Origin of the sequence: Pseudomonas fragi (assembly GCF_002269505.1) — a bacterium.
In the GTDB taxonomy this organism is placed as follows: Bacteria; Pseudomonadota; Gammaproteobacteria; order Pseudomonadales; family Pseudomonadaceae; genus Aquipseudomonas; species Aquipseudomonas fragi_D.
Genome location: NZ_NQKQ01000001.1, coordinates 212,354 through 231,658 on the forward strand (window position 1 = coordinate 212,354; position 19,305 = coordinate 231,658).

The following is a 19,305-nucleotide window of genomic DNA, read 5'->3' on the forward strand; positions in this document are numbered from 1 at the left end:
GATATATCCAGATACCACCGTTCCTTGAGCGCACCAGAAGTTAATACGGCATCGGTCGTATGACCTTCTGGAACGCAACACAGGAACGCTCATGCCTACAGTCCCCTCGCCCTCTCTCGCCCTTCCCGAAAATGCCGTACGGGAACAGTTCGCCAACCCACCGTCGCTTGAATCAGTCGCTCGCAAAATGCTCACTGAGGCCATTGCACAGCGCTATCCCTCTGTGCAGATCGACCTGAAACGCACCCGCCTGGCCGTGCCCAGAGCAGGCGGTGGCTGGTCGCTGGAGCCGTTCATGCCCAAGGTCCTTGAATACCTGGGCAGCCGCGTCGCGCTGGATATCAGCCCTGTCAATACGCAGCCCTACTACCTGACCGATAACGCACCTGAGTGGCTCAAGCCCGATGATGGTGAGCTGGATATGCAAGTCATCGAGACCCTGGCCAAAGAACTGGCCTGGCGCCTGCCCATCGGCCTGCAGAATGCACTGAAGGAGTTCTGGACAGAAAGCGCCGATACCGGCGCCAGCCGCTGGCAATGGCTTAGTGATGTGATGAAGGACACCCTGACGATTGGCGCACTCCGGCAAACGGACCTGAACCCCGCCGCGCTTGCCGCCATCAACCAGGTCATTACAACCCCGGATCTCGAAGAGCGCAGCCGCCTGCATGGCGAAAACGCCGTGCGCGCCTATTGGCTTGAGGCCACCATGCTGAACCCTGAAGCTGTTTACTCCGTACTCAACTCAAGGATCGCCCTGGCAACCCGGGATCAAGTCCTGGTGTGCAAGGCTGACGGCGCCACCCTCATCTTTGATTCAATGGACGCGCTGGGCCAGGCCTGGGCCAGCAAGATAAGCAAGTCCTACAGCGTCAAGGAGATCCGCGTTAAGCAATTCGAGCTCGATGGCAACTTTTTCAATGCACATGCCTCTGCCATTCTCAACCGCCAACTTGAACGCACAGGTAAGCTGAAGATACCTTCCACTATTGGATGGCAGGCACTGCAGAGGGTTTACAGGTCCATCACCGACACCTCGACGAACTTCGCCAACGCGCCAAGAGCCGACTTACAGAGCCTTGTAGCGGTCAAGAAACACTTGCCCGAGTGGCTCAAAAACGCGTCCCCGGCCGAAATGGCACTCTACCGCCACTACAGCCTTGCCCTGTATACAGCCAAACAAACCAGTGCAGGCAGGACTTACCTGTATGGCATCAGCGACATCCACACCTATGCCGTCGACGTGTTGCACCGGCAAATGCGCGCCGACCAGCGCCAGTTCGAGCAAGATTTCACCATACAAGAGCGTGTGGATAACTTTGCGCCCGATGATATTGAGCTGACTTTTCTGTCCGCGACCGGCCTGCCAGGGGCCGTCGGTATCGTGGAGCGCATCAGCATGAGCCTCACGGAGCTGTCCCTGAAAAACCTGATCGGACGGCCCAAGGGCACGCTCAGCCTGAGTCATCGCCTGGGGCGGCCGCTGCCAAGCTGGCTGACACCCGATTACATCACGCAACGTGGCGGACTGATCGAAAAGGTCGATATCGGCAGGCTATACCCGAAACATCTGGAAGACGCTCTGTTGAGCAATACAGCCGATGCCGGGGTACGAGAAAAGCTGTTTGCGAGCCAGATCAATGTGCAACTGCCACTGGAAGCACTGGAACTGAGCCTGAAAAAAGAAAGCGGCATGACAGCGCCCGGGGCACGCCAGGTTGCCGCAGTCGTACAGACCAGCGCGGCAGACCAACAGGTCGATGGCGTTGCTGTGGTCATTCGTCATCTGGCCTTGTTACGCCACCCTGAAGCTCGGCCCGATATTGTGAGTAACATGTTTATCATCGAGCCGGCCAACGTCGAGCATGGCCCTCATGTGTTGTATCGGCCGTTTTACTCGCCTTCACTGCTGGAATTCAGCACCCGCACTGCCCTGCTGGACGCCATCGCCGAGCCATCGCCACTGCAAACCAGCGTGCTGACCTGGTTGAGTGATATTGCCCGTCCGATCTACGACAACGGCGGCTTCAAGGAGCCACACTACGTTCGCTTCGGCTTGGGCAGTGACTTCGCTCCGATTGAACTGCCGGGGCCCGCCAGACTGGCAACCAATGGCAGCGACGAGTTACTGCAATACCTGCAAAACGGCCAATTGATGCAGTACCTTTTTGGCTGCAATGCCAGGGCACTGGTAGAGCAAGCGAACACAGACTCGGTGTCCAACACGGAAAGCCGCTGGGCCGTGCTGCTGGAAGGCGGCGGGCTGATCTTCAACAGCCTGTTGCTGCTGCCCGGATTATCGTCCCCCATCATGTTTACCGGCGGTTTGCTGAGCCTGGCGAATGTGGCCAGCCATGACATCCCTGCGCTGGCCAGCAGTGACGCCGCTACCCGCGAACTGGCAGCCGCCGATGTATTGCTGAACCTGGGCATGTTGTTGTTCCATCAGTCCCAGAAAACCCTGCAGAAACTCTCACCTCTGCCCGCAGGATTAACGGGCAAGGCCATGCAGGCTCCGGCCCCGGCCCCTATCGCCGAAGCATGGCCGGAACCGGAGCCTCCTGTAGTCGTCACGGGTATCGTGGCCCTGCCCGGCGAGTTCCCCGGTGCCAACAGCGCCGTGCTGGATTTGAGTACCGCCAGTGCCAGCGACCGGCTGACATCAAGCAGACGCGAGCTGTTGGCCAGTTTCAAAGTGGCACAGCCCGAGACTCTGCCACCTGCGGTGGCCGACGGCCCGTTCAAGGGTCTCTATGTTATCGATCAGAAGTGGCACGCATTGCTCGGTGAAGGGTTATACCCCGTCCATATCGACATCGACGATGATGTTTGCATCGTTTCAGAGAGCGATATCAATCGCAGCGGCCCGAACCTGAGAACAGACGGCAAGGGTAACTGGATGGTAGATACACGGTTGCGCTTGCGGGGTGGCGGCCTGTCCAGGCGCATAGCCGCCTTGCAAGCACAGAAGGCCCAGCGTAAACGCGAACTGGAAGTGCAGTTGACTGAGTTCTTCCCCCGTGAAGTTCCCCTGCAGAAAGCCGTTGAGATCACCCACAGCGCCCTCAAAAGTGCGATGGCGGACCCGCGTTTTACCGCCGCGCAGCTCACCACCTTTCGCGAGAGACTCAAAACGGCCTTGCACGCAGAACTGAGCGGCTACCAGGCACTGCTGGCCACTGCCGAGGAACGCAGCAAGCTTGATATCCCCTTTCACGACAAGATCATGATTTCCATGCTGGAGAAGTCTTTCGACAACCGCTGCATATCCCTGTCTGTCTCGGCAAGCGAACAAAGAGCCCTGATCAACAAGTGGCCGCAGTTCAACCTGCCAGGTACTGATATTGAGGCTGCGGTAAATGCAGACCGCCAGGGCTATGCACAATCAAACCGGGAACAGGTGGCAATCAACGAGATAACAATAGAACGCATCGAGCAAAGAGACGGCTACCTGGAGCAACTGTACAACCTCGGCGAAGAGGGGATCGCTACCGCCACCGAGCTGGCCCAGTCGCTACCTGCGGGAGGGCATACCAGCCTGACCCTCAAAGGCTTTCAGCTTGACTGCCTGAAACATGCCAGCTCCGGGCCCTCTGCAAGCAGTCTCACAGAAGAAAGCCTTGATAGCGCCATTGACCCGCTCAATGAGCACACCCACACCCATAACCAGCTCAACACTCTGGAGTTCGACGCCGACAAGCGCCTGGAGGTACTGGACAGCCTCGTGGAGAACTACGGGCAGGCGCTGGATGCCTTGCAAGGCATTGGCTTGATGTATGCCGATGAGCTGGAGCCTGAGTACTTCAAAAAGCTTCGTCTGTTGCTGACAGAGCTCTATCAGGATGTCACCCGCCAACTGGCGGCCGAGATCAAGCCGCCCCAGCAGCCCCCCGCACCAAGACCTGGAAAGCGCACACCACCTGCCGCTGGCAGTCGCTCAAAAAAAGTGATTCATGTCCGTGGCAAGGGCAAATTGATCGGCGAACTCAGGCCCGCAGACAACGAATGGCTGAGTGATGTCATTGAGATCCGCTCAGACTATGACGAGCAATTACTGTCGACTTACTTGCAGCACGGGGACGAATGGATCGAGATTAAAACCGTGCGTACTGAATCACCGCGTACACGGGCGCTGAATATCATCAAGGGTGATGCGCGCAAACTTTATGCCTTGTCCGAATGGCATCTGCAAAAGGCCAGAGTGCACAGCACAAGTACCCGCTACCCGCAGGAAGTCGAGGAAGAGCTCACTCGCGAAGCCAACAAGCTCGACAAGCTGGCCACTGAACTGCACTTGGCCCTGCAAGCCCAAGCCGAGGATTCAAGGTCCCAGGACGATCAGACCCTGATCGACAGCATGCGCAGTGCTGCCCAGAAAATGATCAGGGAAGGCCGGGAGATGCGTATCAAGTTGAGCCTCGAACTGCCGCCGACCCATGGCAATCTGCAGTACTTGATTGATGAGAAGCAGGTGCAGATGGCCGGCCTTGGCAAGCGCATCCAGTTAACCGGTGAGCGGCAGGACTATATTCAGGAGTACGCCGTCAACGACCGCAAGGGCAGCCCGCTGTGGTATGCCCACTTTCACTATGACGAGGCCCAGACCCCGAAAGAGAACTACACGGCCGCTCACTTGAAGACAAAAGAGCAGCGCAAACTCAGCTACATTGTCCAGCTGGACAAGGCGAAAACTGCCCCGGCCATTGTAAACGTTCATCGCGGCCAGATTGGCAAAGACCTGGCCAAACGCTGGTTTCTGCCACTGGCCGACTAGCGCGACATCAACCGCCCCAGGCCATCGAGTAACCGCTGCAAGGCGCCCTGATTGAGCTGCATGACTTTAAGGCCCGCCTGGCCCATGCGCCGGGCGTCTTGCGGCAACTCGAACAGGCGCTGTACCGCCAGCGCCAACCCTTGGGCGTCGTCCACTTCTTCAAGTGCTCCGGCGTCGCGCAGCATCGCGCTGATTTCCAGAAAGTTGAACAGATGTGGCCCGCTTAACACCGGCTTGGCCAGCGCCGCCGGCTCCAGCAGGTTGTGCCCGCCGTTGGGCACCAGACTGCCGCCTACAAACGCGGTGTCTGCCAGCGCATACAAGAACAGCAATTCACCCATGGTGTCACCCAGCATGACCTGGGTACTGGCGGAGACCGGCTCGCCACTGGAGCGGCGCACCGTGGCAAAACCTTCACGTCGGCACAGTTCAAACACCGTGTTAAAGCGCTCAGGGTGACGCGGCACCAGCATCAGCAACGCGTTGGGATACTGATTGAGTAATCGCCGATGGGCAGCGAGCACAATCTCGTCCTCCCCCTCGTGGGTGCTGGCGGCAATCCACACCGGACGCGCCTGGGCCTGCCACTGCTCACGCAGCTCCCGGGCATCGACCAGCAGTTGTGGATCGATGCTCAGGTCAAACTTGATCGAGCCGGTCACCTCAACGCACTCAGGCCGTGCTCCCAACTGACGAAAGCGCTCGGCCTCGGCTTCGGTTTGCACGGCGATCAGGCTCATTTCTTCCAGCATGGGCCGGGTCAGGCGGGCAAAACGGCCATACCCCTTGGCCGAGCGTGCCGACAACCGCGCATTGGCCAGCGCCACCGGGATGCCACGCTTGGCGCACTGGTGGATATGGTTGGGCCACAACTCGGTTTCCATGATCACTGCGAGTTTGGGTTGCACGCGATTCAAGAACCGCGCCGCCGCCCATGGCAAGTCGTAAGGCAAGTAGCAATGCTGGATACGCGGTTCGCCCGCGAACAATGCCTGGATCCGCTCGGACCCGGTGGGCGTCATGCAGGTCAAGGTGATTGGCAGCTGTGGATAACGTTCAAGCAGTGCGCGAATCATCGGCGCGGCAGCGATGCTCTCGCCCACCGAAACCGCGTGCACCCAAATTCCGCCCGGCTGCATGGCTGGCAGATTTATGGCGAAACGCTCACCAATGCGCCGGGCATAAGCTGGCGCCTTGCGCGCCCGCAGCCACAAACGAATCGCCACCAGTGGCAGCCCCAGATGAAACAGCAAGGTGTAGAGAGTTCTATTCATGGGTGCGGAGTTTACTTGAAAAAGTATTCACGATGATGGCACCGAATAGCCCCTACCCTGTCGCAACCAGAACACACTACACAGTTTCACAACTACTAGAATGGCTAGCTGTTAAATTGCCCCGCTCCAAACTCAGGACTCCACCATGAACGCCTACTACTATCTGGCCATCGCCATTTGCGCCGAAGTGATTGCAACCGTCTCCATGAAAGCGATCAAGGGCTTCAGCACGCCATTGCCTCTGGTTCTGGTGATTGCCGGCTACGCTACCGCGTTCTGGATGCTGACCCTGGTGGTTCGCACCATCCCGGTAGGCGTGGCATACGCCGTGTGGGCAGGCATGGGCATCGTGATGGTGAGCATCGCGGCACTGTTTATCTACGGGCAAAAGCTCGATGTGCCTGCCATGCTCGGCATGGGCCTGATTGTGTTGGGGGTGGTGGTGATCCAGTTGTTCTCGAAAACAGCGGGGCATTGAAACAGCCCACCCTGTGGTCGCTGACGAGGCAGGTTGAAGATCAGGCTGTATACTTGCGGTCTTTGTCTTTAAACGCCGAGGTCGCCCATGCCATCTGTTATTTCCACCGACGTGCTGATTGTCGGCGCTGGTGTTGCCGGCCTTTGGCTCAATGCCCGCCTGCGACGCCAGGGCTTCTCCACGGTTGTGGTCGAGCGTGAAAGCCTGGGTGGCGGGCAGAGTGTGAAATCCCAGGGCATCATTCACGGTGGCGCCAAATACGCGCTGCATGGCGCCCTCACCGGTGCATCCGAAGCCATTGCCGATATGCCCCGCCGCTGGCGCGAAGCCCTGGCCGGTGACGGCGAGCTCGACCTGCGCGGTGTACGCCTGCTCTCCGAAGCCCATTACTTGTGGTCGCCCGGCACTCTGGCAGGCAACCTCACCAGCTTTTTCGCCAGCAAGGCCGTGCGTGGCCGGGTCGACCAGGTCAAGGGCGACCAGTTGCCCCCGGCCCTGCAAGACCCGCGCTTCAAGGGCAAGGTCTATCGCCTGGCAGAGCTGGTGGTCGATGTCCCGAGCCTGATCGAGCGCCTGGCCGACCTCGCTGGCGACGGCCTGCTGGCCGGTCAGGTCATTGAACCGCTGTTCGAGAACGACGAGTTGATCGGTCTGCGAGTCGACGGTCTCGATATTCACGCCCAGCGCATTGTATTTAGTGCAGGTTCCGGCAATGCCGACTTGCTGGCCCGTGTCGGCATCAGTGTGCCGGCCCAGCAACTGCGCCCGCTGCATATGGTGCTGGTCAAGGGGCCCACCCTCAAGCCGCTGTACGCTCACTGCCTGGGCGGTGGCCCCAAGCCACGCATTACCGTCACCACCCACCCCGCAGCCAATGGCGAGTGGGTGTGGTATCTGGGCGGTGATATCGCAGAAGCCGATGGCGTGGCCCGCGAACCTGCCGAGCAGATCGCCGTGGCCAAAAAAGAGCTGGGCAATCTGCTACCGTGGGTCGACCTGAGTCAAGCGCAATGGGCCACGTTGCGGGTCAACCGTGCCGAGCCTGCGCAGTCCGGGCTGGTGCGACCGGACAACGCCTTCCTTGCGGACCAAGGCCGCCTGCTGGTCGGTTGGCCAACCAAACTGGCACTGGCGCCGGACTTCTCTGACCGGGTGCTGCAAGCCCTGGAACAAGACGGTATCAAACCGGGTAATGCTCCCGCCCTGCCGCCGCTACCCCGTCCGCCACTGGGCAAAACCGCGTGGGAGCAACTGTTGCCATGAGCCAGCCAACCCTGCACGACTTCCATCGCCCGCTAGGCAGTACCGGCCTGCTGGTTTCGCCACTGGGTCTGGGCACCGTCAAGCTGGGCCGCGACCAAGGGGTCAAGTACCCCAGCGGCTTTCAGATCCCGGATGATGACGAAGCACGCATGCTGCTCAAGCTCAGCCGCGACCTGGGGATCAACCTGATCGACACCGCCCCCGCCTATGGTCGCAGCGAAGAGCGCCTTGGCCCGCTACTGCGAGGTCAGCGCCAGGACTGGGTGATCGTCAGCAAGGTCGGCGAAGAGTTCGTCGACGGCCAGTCGAGTCACGATTTCAGCGCCGCACATACCCGGCGTTCGGTGGAGCGCAGCCTGAAACGTCTGGAAACGGATTTTATCGATCTGGTACTGGTTCACTCCGACGGCAATGACCTTGCCATTCTCAACGAGTGCGAAGTCTACGAGACCCTGGCCGAGCTTAAGCGCGAGGGCAAGATTCGCGGTTTCGGCTTATCGGGCAAAACCGTTGAGGGTGGGCTCAAAGCCCTGGAAACCGGCGATTGCGCGATGGTGACCTATAACCTCAATGAACAGGCCGAGCTGCCCGTGATCGATTACGCCGCGGCCCATGGCAAGGCCATTCTGGTTAAAAAAGCCCTGGCCAGCGGTCATGTTTGCCTGAGCCCGGGTGTTGATCCGGTGCGCGCCAGTTTCGAACTGGTGTTTGGTCATGACGGGGTTGCCAGTGCTATTGTCGGCACCATCAATCCGTTGCACTTGGCCCATAACGTGGCGACAGTTGCGCAGGTTCTGCGTAAAACCTGAAGCCGCCGACGCGGCCGACCCCGACGCAAGGAGGAGCCGACATGCCGCGCATGCTGATCCGCAAGAACCCCAGCGACTTCAAAACCCTGCCGCTGTATGTCGAGGCCACGCCCGAGGGCTTGAGCTACCAAAGCATCGGCATGCCGCTGAACTTCGCGCAAACCCTGCAAAAACGCCGCCCGGTGACGGTTGCCGACAATGAGCGTTTTTCGCTGGAACTGGCTAACCTGGGGGTATCCATACGCCTCACCCTGCATTGGCAAGGTCGCGATTACTGGGTGCTGGTGCGCCAGCGCCGCCAGGATCGCGGTGATGTGGTGCTCAAGCTGATCTCTGGTTATGTACCGGCCCACGAGGTCAATCTGCCCCTGCATACAGCCATTCAGGAAATTGCCGAAGAGTGTCTGCTGGAAACTCCCGAAGGCTGGCTGAGCGGGCGTTTCAATGACACATGGTTGCCTGCACCCTACGCTGCCGCACTGCATTACCGCGAAGCCCTGCCCTTTCGCCTGACACCCCTGTCCGGTGCGACCCGGCCTGTAAGCTGTGGCAGCCAGCCTTTGCTAGAGCGGCCACGAACCTACGTGCACTTGCCGACGGCCTCACTGCAACTGATTTACGATCTGCGCCTGGAGGTACCCAGGGAAGCCAAGTCCCTGAGCCTGTTTCATGTCGAAGAGCGGCTTGAAGGCGATCAACTGGTGGCGCGCCTTGATCGCAAGCGCCCGGATCTGTACCTGATCCCGCTGACGGAAGGCCAGCCCTGCGCCGAGCTGTACACCCTGAGCAAAGACCGCCTGCAACCTGCCAGCACCCGTGGCGTGCGCCTGGCCGAGAGTTTTGCACCGCAGGACGGCTGGGTAGTGCACGACGAGCGGATTCGCTGGAAGGATTGGGTCCGGCAACAGGGCTTGACGCCACCCAAGCCCGAGTCCCGGCTCAAGCGCCTGACGGGCAAGGCGCGGCAGATCTTCAGGACGGTGGTGAAGGCGAAAAGCCCCTCACCCTAGCCCTCTCCCGGAGGGAGAGGGAACTGACCGTACGCGGCTTCAACAACACCGCCAACCTGCCCCCTCTCCCTGCGGGAGAGGGTTGGGGTGAGGGCTGCATTTACTGACCGCGGATTTTCTCGACAATGGCTGTGGTCGAGCTGTTTTCAACCAGCCCCAGCACTTTCACCGTACCGCCATAAGCGGTGACGATATCGGCGCCGACAACCTGGTCAATGCCGTAGTCACCGCCCTTGACCAGTACATCAGGCTTGACCTGAGCCAGCAGGTTTTCCGGGGTGGCTTCAGGAAAGCTGATCACCCAGTCCACAGCACCCAGACCGGCCAGTACCGCCATGCGACGGTCCACACTGTTGATCGGCCGGCCCGGACCTTTGAGGCGGCTCACCGAAGCATCATCGTTGACCGCGACAATCAAACGATCGCCCTGGGCCCGTGCTTGCTCCAGATAAGTCACATGCCCGGCATGCAAAATATCAAAACAACCATTGGTGAAAACGATTTTCTCGTTGTGTGCCCGCGCATCTTCGATGGCCAGCAGCAATTGATCGAGGCTCAGCACGCCGCGTTCCGACCCTTCGGAACGCTGGATTGCACGGCGCAGCTCCGGCGCGCTGATGGCTGCCGTACCCAGCTTGCCGACCACAATACCCGCCGCCAGATTGGCCAGGGCCACGGCGTGGGGCAGTTCTTCACCGGCAGCAATGGCTGCGGCCAGGGTCGAGATGACCGTGTCGCCCGCCCCTGTCACGTCAAACACTTCACGTGCCCGCGCTGGCAGGTGCATGGCAGCAAAGCCCGGGCGCAACAGGGTCATGCCATGTTCGCCACGGGTCACCAGCAAGGCACCCAAGTCCAGGTCTGCCATCAGCTTGGCGCCCTTGGCCACCAGGTCGGCCTCGTCGGTACAGCCACCGACGATGGTTTCGAACTCGCTCAGATTTGGCGTGATCAGGCTCGCGCCACGGTAGATCGAGAAATCCTTGCCCTTGGGATCGGCCAGAACCGGAATGCCCCTGGCGCGTGCGGCCTGGATCAGCACCTGATGGTTTTTCAGGGCGCCTTTGCCGTAGTCAGACAGCACCAGCACCTTGATGCCTTCGAGGAGTTTTTCAACTTCGGCACCCAACGCCAGAGCGTCGGTAGCGAACGGTTCTTCGAAATCGATACGCAGCAGTTGCTGGTGACGGCTCATGACCCGCAGCTTGACGATGGTCGGCTGGTGCGCGATGCGCTGGAACAGCGCACGAACGCCCGCCCCCTCAAGCCGATTGGCCAGGCTGTCGGCGGCTTCGTCATCACCGGTCACGCCCACAAGCGAGGCAGGCGCGCCCAGTGCAGCAATGTTGAGCGCAACGTTGGCAGCGCCGCCCGGGCGGTCTTCGATTTGCTCGACCTTGACTACCGGCACCGGCGCCTCAGGGGAAATCCGTGAGGTCCCGCCATGCCAATAACGGTCGAGCATGACATCGCCTACCACCAAGACAGGGGCTTGATCGAATCGCGGCATGGACAACTTCATGGAGAACCCACATACAAAATGAACAGGGGCGCGATATTAACACAGGGTGAACACAGGTCAGTTCACGGTATTAATCGCAGCGAATGAGAATCAGATATGAGCTACAACACTCAAGATGAAGATTCCCTGTGGAGGCAGGCTTGCCCCCACAGGTTTATCAGTATAAGTCTCAGGCGATATCGCCGGAGGCCTCGGGCGCATCAAGCCCCATGGAGTGCAGGCGCGCGTAGTAACCATTTTGCGTCATCAGTTCGGCATGGGTACCGCGCTCGACAATCTGGCCCTGATCCATCACCAGAATCAGATCGGCTTTCTCAATGGTGGTCAGGCGGTGAGCGATCACCAGCGTGGTACGACCTTTCATGACGTGGTCGAGTGCCGCCTGGATATGGCGCTCGGACTCGGTATCCAGCGCCGAGGTAGCCTCATCCAGAATCAGCAGCGGGGCGTTCTTGAGCAATGCGCGGGCAATTGCCAGACGCTGGCGCTGACCACCGGAAAGCAGCACGCCGTTCTCACCGACCTGAGTGTCCAGGCCTTGTGGCAATTGCTCGATAAAGTCCATCGCGTAGGCATCACGCGCGGCTTTTTCGATATCAGCACGCGGGGCACCCGCCAGATCACCGTAGGCAATGTTGTTGGCCACTGTGTCGCTGAACAGGGTCACATGCTGGGTTACCTGGGCGATATGCTTGCGCAGGTTAAGCAGACGATAATCTTCGACTTCAACGCCATCGAGCAGGATCTCGCCCGCCGTGTGGTGATAGAAACGCGGAATCAGGTTCGCCAGTGTCGACTTGCCACTGCCTGAACGCCCGACCAATGCCACCATTTGTCCCGGTTCGGCCGAGAAGGTCACATCCTTGAGCACCTGCCGATCGGTGTCCGGGTAGGTGAAGCTCAGGTTGCGCACGTCCAGACGACCGGTGACGTGGTCGCGTTCAACAGTGCCAGTATCGACTTCCGGTTTCTCATCCAGCTGCTCAAAGATGCTTTCGGCACCCGCCACGCCCTTCTGGATAGTCGAGCTGACTTCAGACAGCTGACGAATCGGCTTGGGTAACAGGCCGGCCAGGGTAATGTAAGCAATCATGTCGCCCGGCGACGAGTCACCGCGCAGGTACAGCACCAGGAACATCAGGATGCCCATCGCCACATAGATGACCAGTTGCAGCATCGGGGTATAGATAGCCCCGGTGCGGGTCATGCGCAGTTGCTTGTCGGTGTTGCTCTGGCTGGCTTGCAGGAAGCGCTTGCGCTCATAAGCCTCACCGCCAAAGCTGCGCACAACGCGGTAGCCCTGGATGGTTTCCGAGGCAACGTGGGTTACATCGCCCATTGCCACCTGAATCTTCTTGCTTTGCTTGCGGAATTTTTTGCTGGCCGTACTCACCATGACCGCAATCAGCGGCAGGATCGCGACCATCACCAGCGTCAGGCGCCAGTTCATCCACAACAACGAGCCGAACAGGAACACGACCGTCATGCCTTCACGGATCACCACCTTGATCGCATCGGTAGCAGCACCGGTCACCATGGTCACGTTGAAGGTAATACGAGAGATCAGATGGCCCGAGTTGTGCTTGTCAAAATAACGATTGGGCAGGACCAGCAGGTTGTTGAACAACTGCACCCGCAGGTCGTGCACCAGGCCCAGGGAAACCTTGGCCAGGAAGTAGTTGCCCAGGAAGGAACCCAGGCCCTGCCATGCAGCAATTAATACGATCAGGATCGGCACGACCTGCAACAGGCGCAAATCACGCAAATAGGGAACGGTAGGAAACAACACTGCGTCCGGGTTGGACAGGCCATCGACGAAATACTTGAGGATGTAACCAAGCATTGGCTGGGTCGAAGCGAAAATAAGAAACCCGACGATACTCAGCAGGAACAGGCCGACATAAGGCCGGACATAGCTGAGCAGGCGCAGATATATCTTCAAGCTCGATTCGCTTGTGCTGGGGCTGGATTCGGTCATATCACGCGGCGGTTAGTAAAAAAGGAAGCTGACTTTATCACAGCTTCTCTGGTGTACTGACTGCCGCTTGTAGCCCGGCCTTCCGGGGCAGTAAAAACGACACTACAGGGCCAGTGCGCTAGTATGGCCGTCCAAAATCTGGAACGAACCTTTCAGCATGCAATTGAGCTACTTAAATTATTCAAAACAACGGGCGTTTGATTTCATTTGCCTATGGCTGCTGCCTGTCGGTCTTTTATTACTTTTATCCGACCTTTATTTTCTGCCTGGACGAAGTCTGCATCACAAACTGTATTACGGCCTGTTCAGCATTCCGACCCTGATTGCCCTTGTCTTGCGGCCCAAAGAGCTCAGGGACATCTTGCGTGAACCCTTGATTGCAGGTTTTCTGCTGTTTGCCGCCTGGGCCATGGCCAGCCTGATCTGGAGCAACACCGACGACAACGTTGTCGGCCTGCTCAAACCCCCTTTGCACCTGTTCATGTTGTTCGCGGGCGGTACGCTGCTGGTCAAATACCGCAGTGACAGCCTGCAGCCGGTCATCTTTGCTGCCGCAGTCATTGCCCTGGTCGCCACCCTGTACAACCTGTATATGTTCTATCCCCACCAAGATCCGCAACAGCGGATGATCGGTGCCGGCGCTTTCGACAACCCGCTGCTCAGCTCCCACGCATTCGGTTTCTTCTGTATCTACTGGCTGACCCTGGGCATGACCTGCAAACGCCCGCCAGCCCTGCTTGTGGCCATTCCCGGCTTTGTCATCATGTTCACCGCGCTGATCGCCACCGGCTCCCGGACTCCGCTGGTAGCCATCGTGATGGCTATGGCCTGGCTCAGCTTTATCTGCTGGAACCGACGTTCGCTCGCCCTGATCAGCATGCTGGCCATCGGCGGCGTGGTGGTGACTACACTGTTCTGGGACATGCTCATCGGCCGTGGCAGTTCGTTCCGCTTTGAACTGTGGCAGATGGCGCTGGACCTGATCGGGCAAAACCCGTGGATCGGCCATGGCTATGACGCTCACTTGTCTCTGACACTGTCCGAACACCCCGACTACCCCCTGAGCGAGCCCCATAATTTTTTCCTGGGTGTCCTTTTCTACGTCGGCTTGCTCGGCCTGCTGCCCTGGTTGTTCATGCAGGCCTGGGGCCTTTACAGCAGCTGGCGTCACCGCGCGCAACCCTTGTTCATCCTGGCGTCCGCCTGGCTGGTATACGGTATCGGTGCCGGCCTGACCGAAGGCGGCGGGATCATCTCGCGGCCCAAGGAACACTGGTATCTGCTGTGGATCCCGCTGGCCCTGATCGCCGCGCTGAATATCGGCCTGCGCCTCAAGACCCTGCGCGACAGACCGGTACATCGCCTGTCCGATGCGGCCTTCAACGCCCTTGCCAGCCATGCCCAGGTCATTGAAGAAGATGGCCTGGGGCCAAAGGTGCTGCGCCTGCAAAATGGCAACTTCCTCAAGTTATTCCGCGCACGCCGCTACTACACCTCGGGCAGTTTCAACCCTTATTCGGAACGTTTTGCCGTCAACAGCGAGCGCTTGCAGGCGATGGGCATTCCCGCGCCGAAAATCCTCGATCTGTTTCAGTTGAGCAATGGCAGCACCGCCGTGCTGTATCAACCATTGCCGGGGCAGACACTGCGCCAGGTGATGCAGTCGATGGGCTCGCCGGCCATGCGCCAGGCCCTGGTTGAGCGCTTCGGCAAGTTCCTGGCGATCCTGCATGACAAGGGCGTTTACTTCCGCTCCCTGCACTTAGGCAATGTGTTGCTGATGGACGATGGCGAGTTCGCCCTGATCGATATCGCCGACATGCATCTCTATCCTTCAGCACTGCGCATCGCCCTGCGCCAGCGCAACTTGCGGCATATGCAACGCTACCCCGAGGACCGTCGCTGGCTGTTCGAAGAGCAACTGCCCGAGCTGCTGCAAGGTTACGCCACCCTGGCGCCCGCCCCTGCCGTTACAAGCCTGCGCACCCAGGTTATGGCACTTGCCCAAGCCAACACTCATTGAGCCTGGACAGCAGTAACCCCTTGTGGGCGGTGCTGGCCTATGGGCTGGCGATCATGACGTCAGCATTGCTGCTGCGATGGTCGCCGGCCATCCAGCGCAACCTGGAGCATTCAGGTCAAAGCCGCTATGGCAGTGTCGATGGCTTGCGCGGCTATCTGGCTTTCGGGGTATTCATTCACCACACAGCCATCACTTGGGTGTATCTGCACACCGGGGCATTCGAGATGCCCTCGACCAACTTCTACGCCCAGATCGGTCTGGCCAGCGTGGCCTTGTTTTTCATGATCACGGCCTTTCTGTTCTGGGGTCGCCTGCTGGAGAAAGGCCGCCAGTACGACTGGCTGGCCTTCGCCGTGTCCCGGATTTTCCGCCTGTACCCGCTGTATTTGCCGTTGATGCTGCTGGTGATTGTCAGCGTGTTCTACATCCAGGGCTGGACCCTCAAGGACACCCCGCTTGAGATCGCGGGCCAGATACTTGCCTGGCTGTTTTTTGATCGCCCGGACATCAATCAATACCCGCAAACCGGCGGGCTGATTGCCAACGTCACCTGGACCCTGAGCTACGAAGTGTTCTTCTACATGGCGTTGCCACTGTTCGGGATGGTGTTTCTGTACCGTAGCGACTGGCGCCGGACTGCACTGTGCCTGGTCGCCATCTACGCGCTGTATCAGGTGGTGGGTTGGGAGCATTCGCTGAAAAAACACATTCTGATGAGCTTTCTCGGTGGCGTGGCCGCAGCTTACTGGGTGCGCACACCCTGGCTGCTGGCCTGGAGCCGGACGCCTGTTGCCGGTGTGATTGCATTGATTGTACTGGCGGCCGTGCTGACCCTGTTTCGCAAGAGCTTTGCATTCTTGCCGCTACTGCTGCTCACCCTGGTGTTCTCGATCATCGCCTCGGGGCATACGTTGTTTGGCGCTTTGGCCAAGCGCAGCATTCGCTGGATGGGTGAAATCAGCTACAGCACTTACCTGCTGCACGGCTTCCTGATCTGGCTGATGTTGCAGCGGCTGCCACTGGCGCTGCCACTGGACACCAGGGAACCGCTGGTATTCCTGCTGCTGGCGGCCCTGAGCAGCTGCCTGTTGATTGTGCTCAGCAGCCTGAGCTTCCTCTACATCGAGAAACCGGGCATGGCCGCCGGCAAAAGGCTTGTGCGCCGACTGCGTCAGCGCACCCGGACGACCTCACGGGTCGAGCCGGAATAACCTTTCACAACAGTCAGTTTTTTTCCAGGGGTGAGAAATACAGCCGCCCCAGGCCACGCCAGGTCTTGCCCGTCCAGTGTTTGAACGGAGTCTGCGCCAACAGCTCACGGGCCAGGGCACGATTGCGGTTGGCCGTTTTCAGGAACATGGAGTTGAGAAACTTGTAACGAACCTCGTCATACAACGGGTGATCGCTGAACTGTGCATAAATGCGCAAAATGCTGTCGATCATGAACCGATGGTTCTTGTATGAGTTGGTCGCGTGCTTGCGATAACGCGCCATCACCACGTTCAGACCGTCGATAAAGTACCCGGCATGGGTAATTTTCAGTTCGATATACAGGTCTTCCAGGCGGATGCTCGGATCAAAGCCCCCCACCTTGTCCAGCGCTTCGCGGCGGATCATCAGGGTTGGCGCAGGCGGATACGGCTTGCGCTCAAGGAACATGTCATCGAAGTCCAGGCGCCGGAACGGTACATCGCGACGCTGACGCTTCTCCGGGAACAGGTTGCCGTCAGCGTCGATCAACTCGATATTGCCCGCGCAAATACCCACCTCAGGCTTGCCATCCATATAGGCGACCTGAACCGCAATGCGGTCCGGCATCATGATGTCGTCGGAGCCAAACGGCACAATCAGGCTGCCCTTGGCCCGCGCAATCGCACCATTGAGGGTGTTCGTCAGGCCCTGGTTTTGCTGCACCCGGAAGTCAAAGCCATGTTCGGCCTGTAAACGCTGAATGCGCTCCACGCTGTCATCGGTCGAGCCGTCATCGATCACCAGCAGTTCGATGTTGGGATAAGTCTGATCCAGAACGCTCTGGATACTTTGCTCGATGTAAGGCCCGTGGTTGTAGGAGGCGATGATCACCGTTACCAGAGGTTGCGAGTCAGTCATGGGTGTTCCTTGCGAGCCTGGCGCAGGCCCGAGTCAATCAAATCCAGGTACTCCTGACGGAAAACCTCAATGTCGTGGTTTTGCTGCAAGTAGCGGAACGCCTGCTCGCCCTTGGCGTGCAAGGCTTCATCCGACAGGGCGAGGTACTCGTCCAGCGCAGCGGTCAGGGTTGCCACATCGCTGGGTTTCACAGCCAGGCCACCAGCCCCTTCAATCAGCGGCAACATGGCTGGCACATTGGTAGCGATCACTGGCAAGTGTCCGCTCATGCCTTCAAGCAGTGCCAACCCCAGACCTTCTGCCAGCGAAGGCATGGTCCAGATATCGAACGCACGCACGTATTGCAGGGCGTTTTCCTGAAACCCCAGCAGGTGCGCACGACCATTGAGGCCCAACTGCCCGATCTGCTCGCGCAAACGCGACTCTTCACGCCCGGCACCAATAATGGCCAACTGCGCTGTCGGGTATTTGTCTTTTAATGCGGCAAAGGCCTGCAACAAAAAACGATGGCCCTTAATCGGCACCAAACGCCCCAACGCACCGATCATCCGCGCATCCTGATCCAGACCGAGCTTTTCACGGGCCTGCTCGCGTGGCAGTTGCAGGGCTTCGGCCTGCTCGATATCGATGGCGTTGGTGATCGCGTAGGTATTGGCGTCAGTGAAACCGCACTGGCAGTCCAGCAGGTACTGTTTGACCGCAGGCGAAACGCCGACAAAGCGCCAGTGCTTGTCGATCAGGCGCTTGGCCTGGCTGCGCCGGTAAAAACGGTCGTACTCGCCAAACCCATGGGAAATGCCCACACACAGCGGGATTTTCAGCCAGCGGTTGAGCTGCAGCATCATGTTCACCGGTTTGAAGCGGTTGCAGATCACCACATCAAACTGCTCTTTGCGGCAGAACTTGTACAACGCCCACATGGCGCGCAAGCGCATGCCCTTGAGCGACTTGTCACTGAACTCGAAATACACAGAGTGATCGGCCTTGCTCACCGGTTCGCCCGGCCCCGGGCGCCCACGCAAAAAGGCCGCCGTGATCTCGTAACGCTCACGGGGCAATGCGCGTACGATCTGCTCGGCGAGGTCAGCAAAGTCATGGGATTTGACGTTGTAGTCGGGCTGCAATTGCAAAACCTTGGAACGCTTCATAACTCTCCCCGGTGAAATCCGGTGGCATCAATAACCCAGGCCGGCTCTGCGGCCAGACGCTGGATTGCAACTGGATCGGGAGCAGGCAGTTTGGCCCACTCGTTACGCTTCCAGCACACGAAGTGAAAGTAAGGAAAGGTGTGATCGCCGTCACGATCATTCTTCAATATGCCGTTTTTCCAGAACCACTTGCCCGGGAAGTTCTCCGTGCCATCATGCCACTTGATACAGCCACCCGGCGTACTGAATGCCTCGGTGAACTCGCTGGTGCGACGCAGCGGGTTGAACTTGCCCACCAGCTCGAACAGCGGCTTGGGCAGATTCTTGCGCCACAGGAAGATCCGACTGAAAGCACCTTCATCCAGCGCATGATGCTGATTGTCAGTAAAGCGCTGCTGCCAGTCCTTTATCCGCATGAACAGCTCGCGCTTGCAAGGCGTATTGCGCATCAGGCACAAATGCCCCGCGACCCGGCGTTCGTGGGTTGAAAACAGGTCATAACGCGCCAGCCGCTCTGCGGTGAAATAACTGCGCAGGTCTCCATACACCAGATCGATATCGCCAAAGGCCCAGAAATCATAGCCCTGCAGACGGTCTTCGTGGATATAGCCCAGCGCCGGTTTGATATCGCACAGCTTATAAGCCTCTTTAGGTGCGAAATCGATCTTTAGGCGCGCAGAAACATGACGGCAATAGTCTGTAAAGCTGATGGGTTCAACGGTCACATTGACCGGCAGATTTTCAGGTACCCCACAGTCGCTGAAAAAAAGCCAGTTAATATCGGGATTGTGCCGACAGCTTTCGAGGAAAAACGGCATCCAGAACGGCCATCGGCCGAAGTACGGGATCACAAATAAAATACGCGGTGATGGTTTTATCACTGGGAACTCAATGTAAAGGTCGAGATTAGGGTCAAT

Annotated in this window: 13 protein-coding genes; 7 read left to right on the top strand and 6 right to left on the bottom strand. The window is 58.9% G+C overall.

Annotated elements, in window-relative coordinates:
• Positions 1-91: 91 nt before the first annotated feature.
• The gene (locus tag CJU81_RS00930) at positions 92-4,774 is read left to right on the top strand and encodes a dermonecrotic toxin domain-containing protein (RefSeq protein WP_095035142.1); all 4,683 of its coding nucleotides are present in this window, start codon (positions 92-94) and stop codon (positions 4,772-4,774) included.
• On the opposite strand, the gene waaA is transcribed toward CJU81_RS00930, so the two are convergent.
• A complete protein-coding gene (waaA, locus tag CJU81_RS00935) occupies positions 4,771-6,048 on the bottom strand; it encodes a lipid IV(A) 3-deoxy-D-manno-octulosonic acid transferase (protein ID WP_095035143.1) in 1,278 nt (425 codons plus the stop codon). The genes CJU81_RS00930 and waaA overlap by 4 nt on opposite strands.
• 145 nt (positions 6,049-6,193) lie before the next feature.
• Here waaA and CJU81_RS00940 point away from each other — a divergent pair, with 145 nt between their 5' ends.
• From CJU81_RS00940 to CJU81_RS00955, 4 genes are all read left to right on the top strand, one after another.
• Positions 6,194-6,526, top strand: a complete 333-nt coding sequence (locus CJU81_RS00940; RefSeq protein WP_016783272.1) for a DMT family transporter — start codon at positions 6,194-6,196, stop codon at positions 6,524-6,526.
• An 87-nt stretch (positions 6,527-6,613) separates the two neighbouring features.
• Positions 6,614-7,789 carry an NAD(P)/FAD-dependent oxidoreductase gene (locus CJU81_RS00945; protein ID WP_095035144.1) on the top strand — a complete coding sequence of 392 codons (1,176 nt, stop codon included), beginning with the start codon at positions 6,614-6,616 and terminating at the stop codon, positions 7,787-7,789.
• On the top strand, positions 7,786-8,598 hold the full coding sequence (locus CJU81_RS00950) for an aldo/keto reductase (protein WP_095035145.1): 813 nt from the start codon (positions 7,786-7,788) through the stop codon (positions 8,596-8,598). The genes CJU81_RS00945 and CJU81_RS00950 overlap by 4 nt, the downstream gene beginning before the upstream one ends.
• 41 nt (positions 8,599-8,639) lie before the next feature.
• Complete coding sequence (locus CJU81_RS00955) at positions 8,640-9,608, top strand: metal ABC transporter ATPase (RefSeq protein WP_095035146.1); 969 nt, start codon at positions 8,640-8,642, stop codon at positions 9,606-9,608.
• 100 nt (positions 9,609-9,708) lie between these two features.
• Here CJU81_RS00955 and hldE read toward each other — a convergent pair whose 3' ends face one another.
• Together hldE and msbA are read right to left on the bottom strand one after the other, a co-directional pair.
• Positions 9,709-11,130, bottom strand: coding sequence for a bifunctional D-glycero-beta-D-manno-heptose-7-phosphate kinase/D-glycero-beta-D-manno-heptose 1-phosphate adenylyltransferase HldE (hldE, locus tag CJU81_RS00960; RefSeq protein WP_095035147.1), 1,422 nt, complete (start codon positions 11,128-11,130; stop codon positions 9,709-9,711).
• A 169-nt stretch (positions 11,131-11,299) separates the two neighbouring features.
• A complete protein-coding gene (gene msbA, locus CJU81_RS00965) occupies positions 11,300-13,108 on the bottom strand; it encodes a lipid A export permease/ATP-binding protein MsbA (protein WP_095035148.1) in 1,809 nt (602 codons plus the stop codon).
• 157 nt (positions 13,109-13,265) lie between these two features.
• Here msbA and CJU81_RS00970 point away from each other — a divergent pair, with 157 nt between their 5' ends.
• On the top strand, positions 13,266-15,131 hold the full coding sequence (locus tag CJU81_RS00970) for a bifunctional O-antigen ligase/aminoglycoside phosphotransferase family protein (RefSeq protein WP_095035149.1): 1,866 nt from the start codon (positions 13,266-13,268) through the stop codon (positions 15,129-15,131).
• Positions 15,132-15,133: 2 nt separating this feature from the next.
• A complete protein-coding gene (locus CJU81_RS00975; protein WP_254924754.1) occupies positions 15,134-16,342 on the top strand; it encodes an acyltransferase family protein in 1,209 nt (402 codons plus the stop codon).
• 13 nt (positions 16,343-16,355) lie between these two features.
• Here the strand turns inward: CJU81_RS00975 and CJU81_RS00980 are convergent, their stop codons facing one another.
• The 3 genes from CJU81_RS00980 to CJU81_RS00990 are packed head-to-tail and all read right to left on the bottom strand — an operon-like array spanning position 16,356 to position 19,269.
• Positions 16,356-17,240, bottom strand: a complete 885-nt coding sequence (locus tag CJU81_RS00980) for a glycosyltransferase (RefSeq protein ID WP_095035151.1) — start codon at positions 17,238-17,240, stop codon at positions 16,356-16,358.
• Positions 17,237-18,388 carry a glycosyltransferase gene (locus CJU81_RS00985; RefSeq protein ID WP_095035152.1) on the bottom strand — a complete coding sequence of 384 codons (1,152 nt, stop codon included), beginning with the start codon at positions 18,386-18,388 and terminating at the stop codon, positions 17,237-17,239. The genes CJU81_RS00980 and CJU81_RS00985 overlap by 4 nt, the downstream gene beginning before the upstream one ends.
• On the bottom strand, positions 18,385-19,269 hold the full coding sequence (locus tag CJU81_RS00990; RefSeq protein ID WP_176464777.1) for a DUF6625 family protein: 885 nt from the start codon (positions 19,267-19,269) through the stop codon (positions 18,385-18,387). Before CJU81_RS00990 ends, CJU81_RS00985 begins: the two co-directional genes overlap by 4 nt.
• Between the last annotated feature and the right edge of the window lie 36 nt (positions 19,270-19,305).

Bases quoted from the DNA above. Each gene is read 5' to 3' on its own strand.
- CJU81_RS00930 (WP_095035142.1), top strand. From the start codon at position 92: ATGCCTACAGTCCCCTCGCCCTCTCTCGCCCTTCCCGAAAATGCCGTA.
- waaA (WP_095035143.1), bottom strand. From the start codon at position 6,048: ATGAATAGAACTCTCTACACCTTGCTGTTTCATCTGGGGCTGCCACTG.
- CJU81_RS00940 (WP_016783272.1), top strand. From the start codon at position 6,194: ATGAACGCCTACTACTATCTGGCCATCGCCATTTGCGCCGAAGTGATT.
- CJU81_RS00945 (WP_095035144.1), top strand. From the start codon at position 6,614: ATGCCATCTGTTATTTCCACCGACGTGCTGATTGTCGGCGCTGGTGTT.
- CJU81_RS00950 (WP_095035145.1), top strand. From the start codon at position 7,786: ATGAGCCAGCCAACCCTGCACGACTTCCATCGCCCGCTAGGCAGTACC.
- CJU81_RS00955 (WP_095035146.1), top strand. From the start codon at position 8,640: ATGCCGCGCATGCTGATCCGCAAGAACCCCAGCGACTTCAAAACCCTG.
- hldE (WP_095035147.1), bottom strand. From the start codon at position 11,130: ATGAAGTTGTCCATGCCGCGATTCGATCAAGCCCCTGTCTTGGTGGTA.
- msbA (WP_095035148.1), bottom strand. From the start codon at position 13,108: ATGACCGAATCCAGCCCCAGCACAAGCGAATCGAGCTTGAAGATATAT.
- CJU81_RS00970 (WP_095035149.1), top strand. From the start codon at position 13,266: ATGCAATTGAGCTACTTAAATTATTCAAAACAACGGGCGTTTGATTTC.
- CJU81_RS00980 (WP_095035151.1), bottom strand. From the start codon at position 17,240: ATGACTGACTCGCAACCTCTGGTAACGGTGATCATCGCCTCCTACAAC.
- CJU81_RS00985 (WP_095035152.1), bottom strand. From the start codon at position 18,388: ATGAAGCGTTCCAAGGTTTTGCAATTGCAGCCCGACTACAACGTCAAA.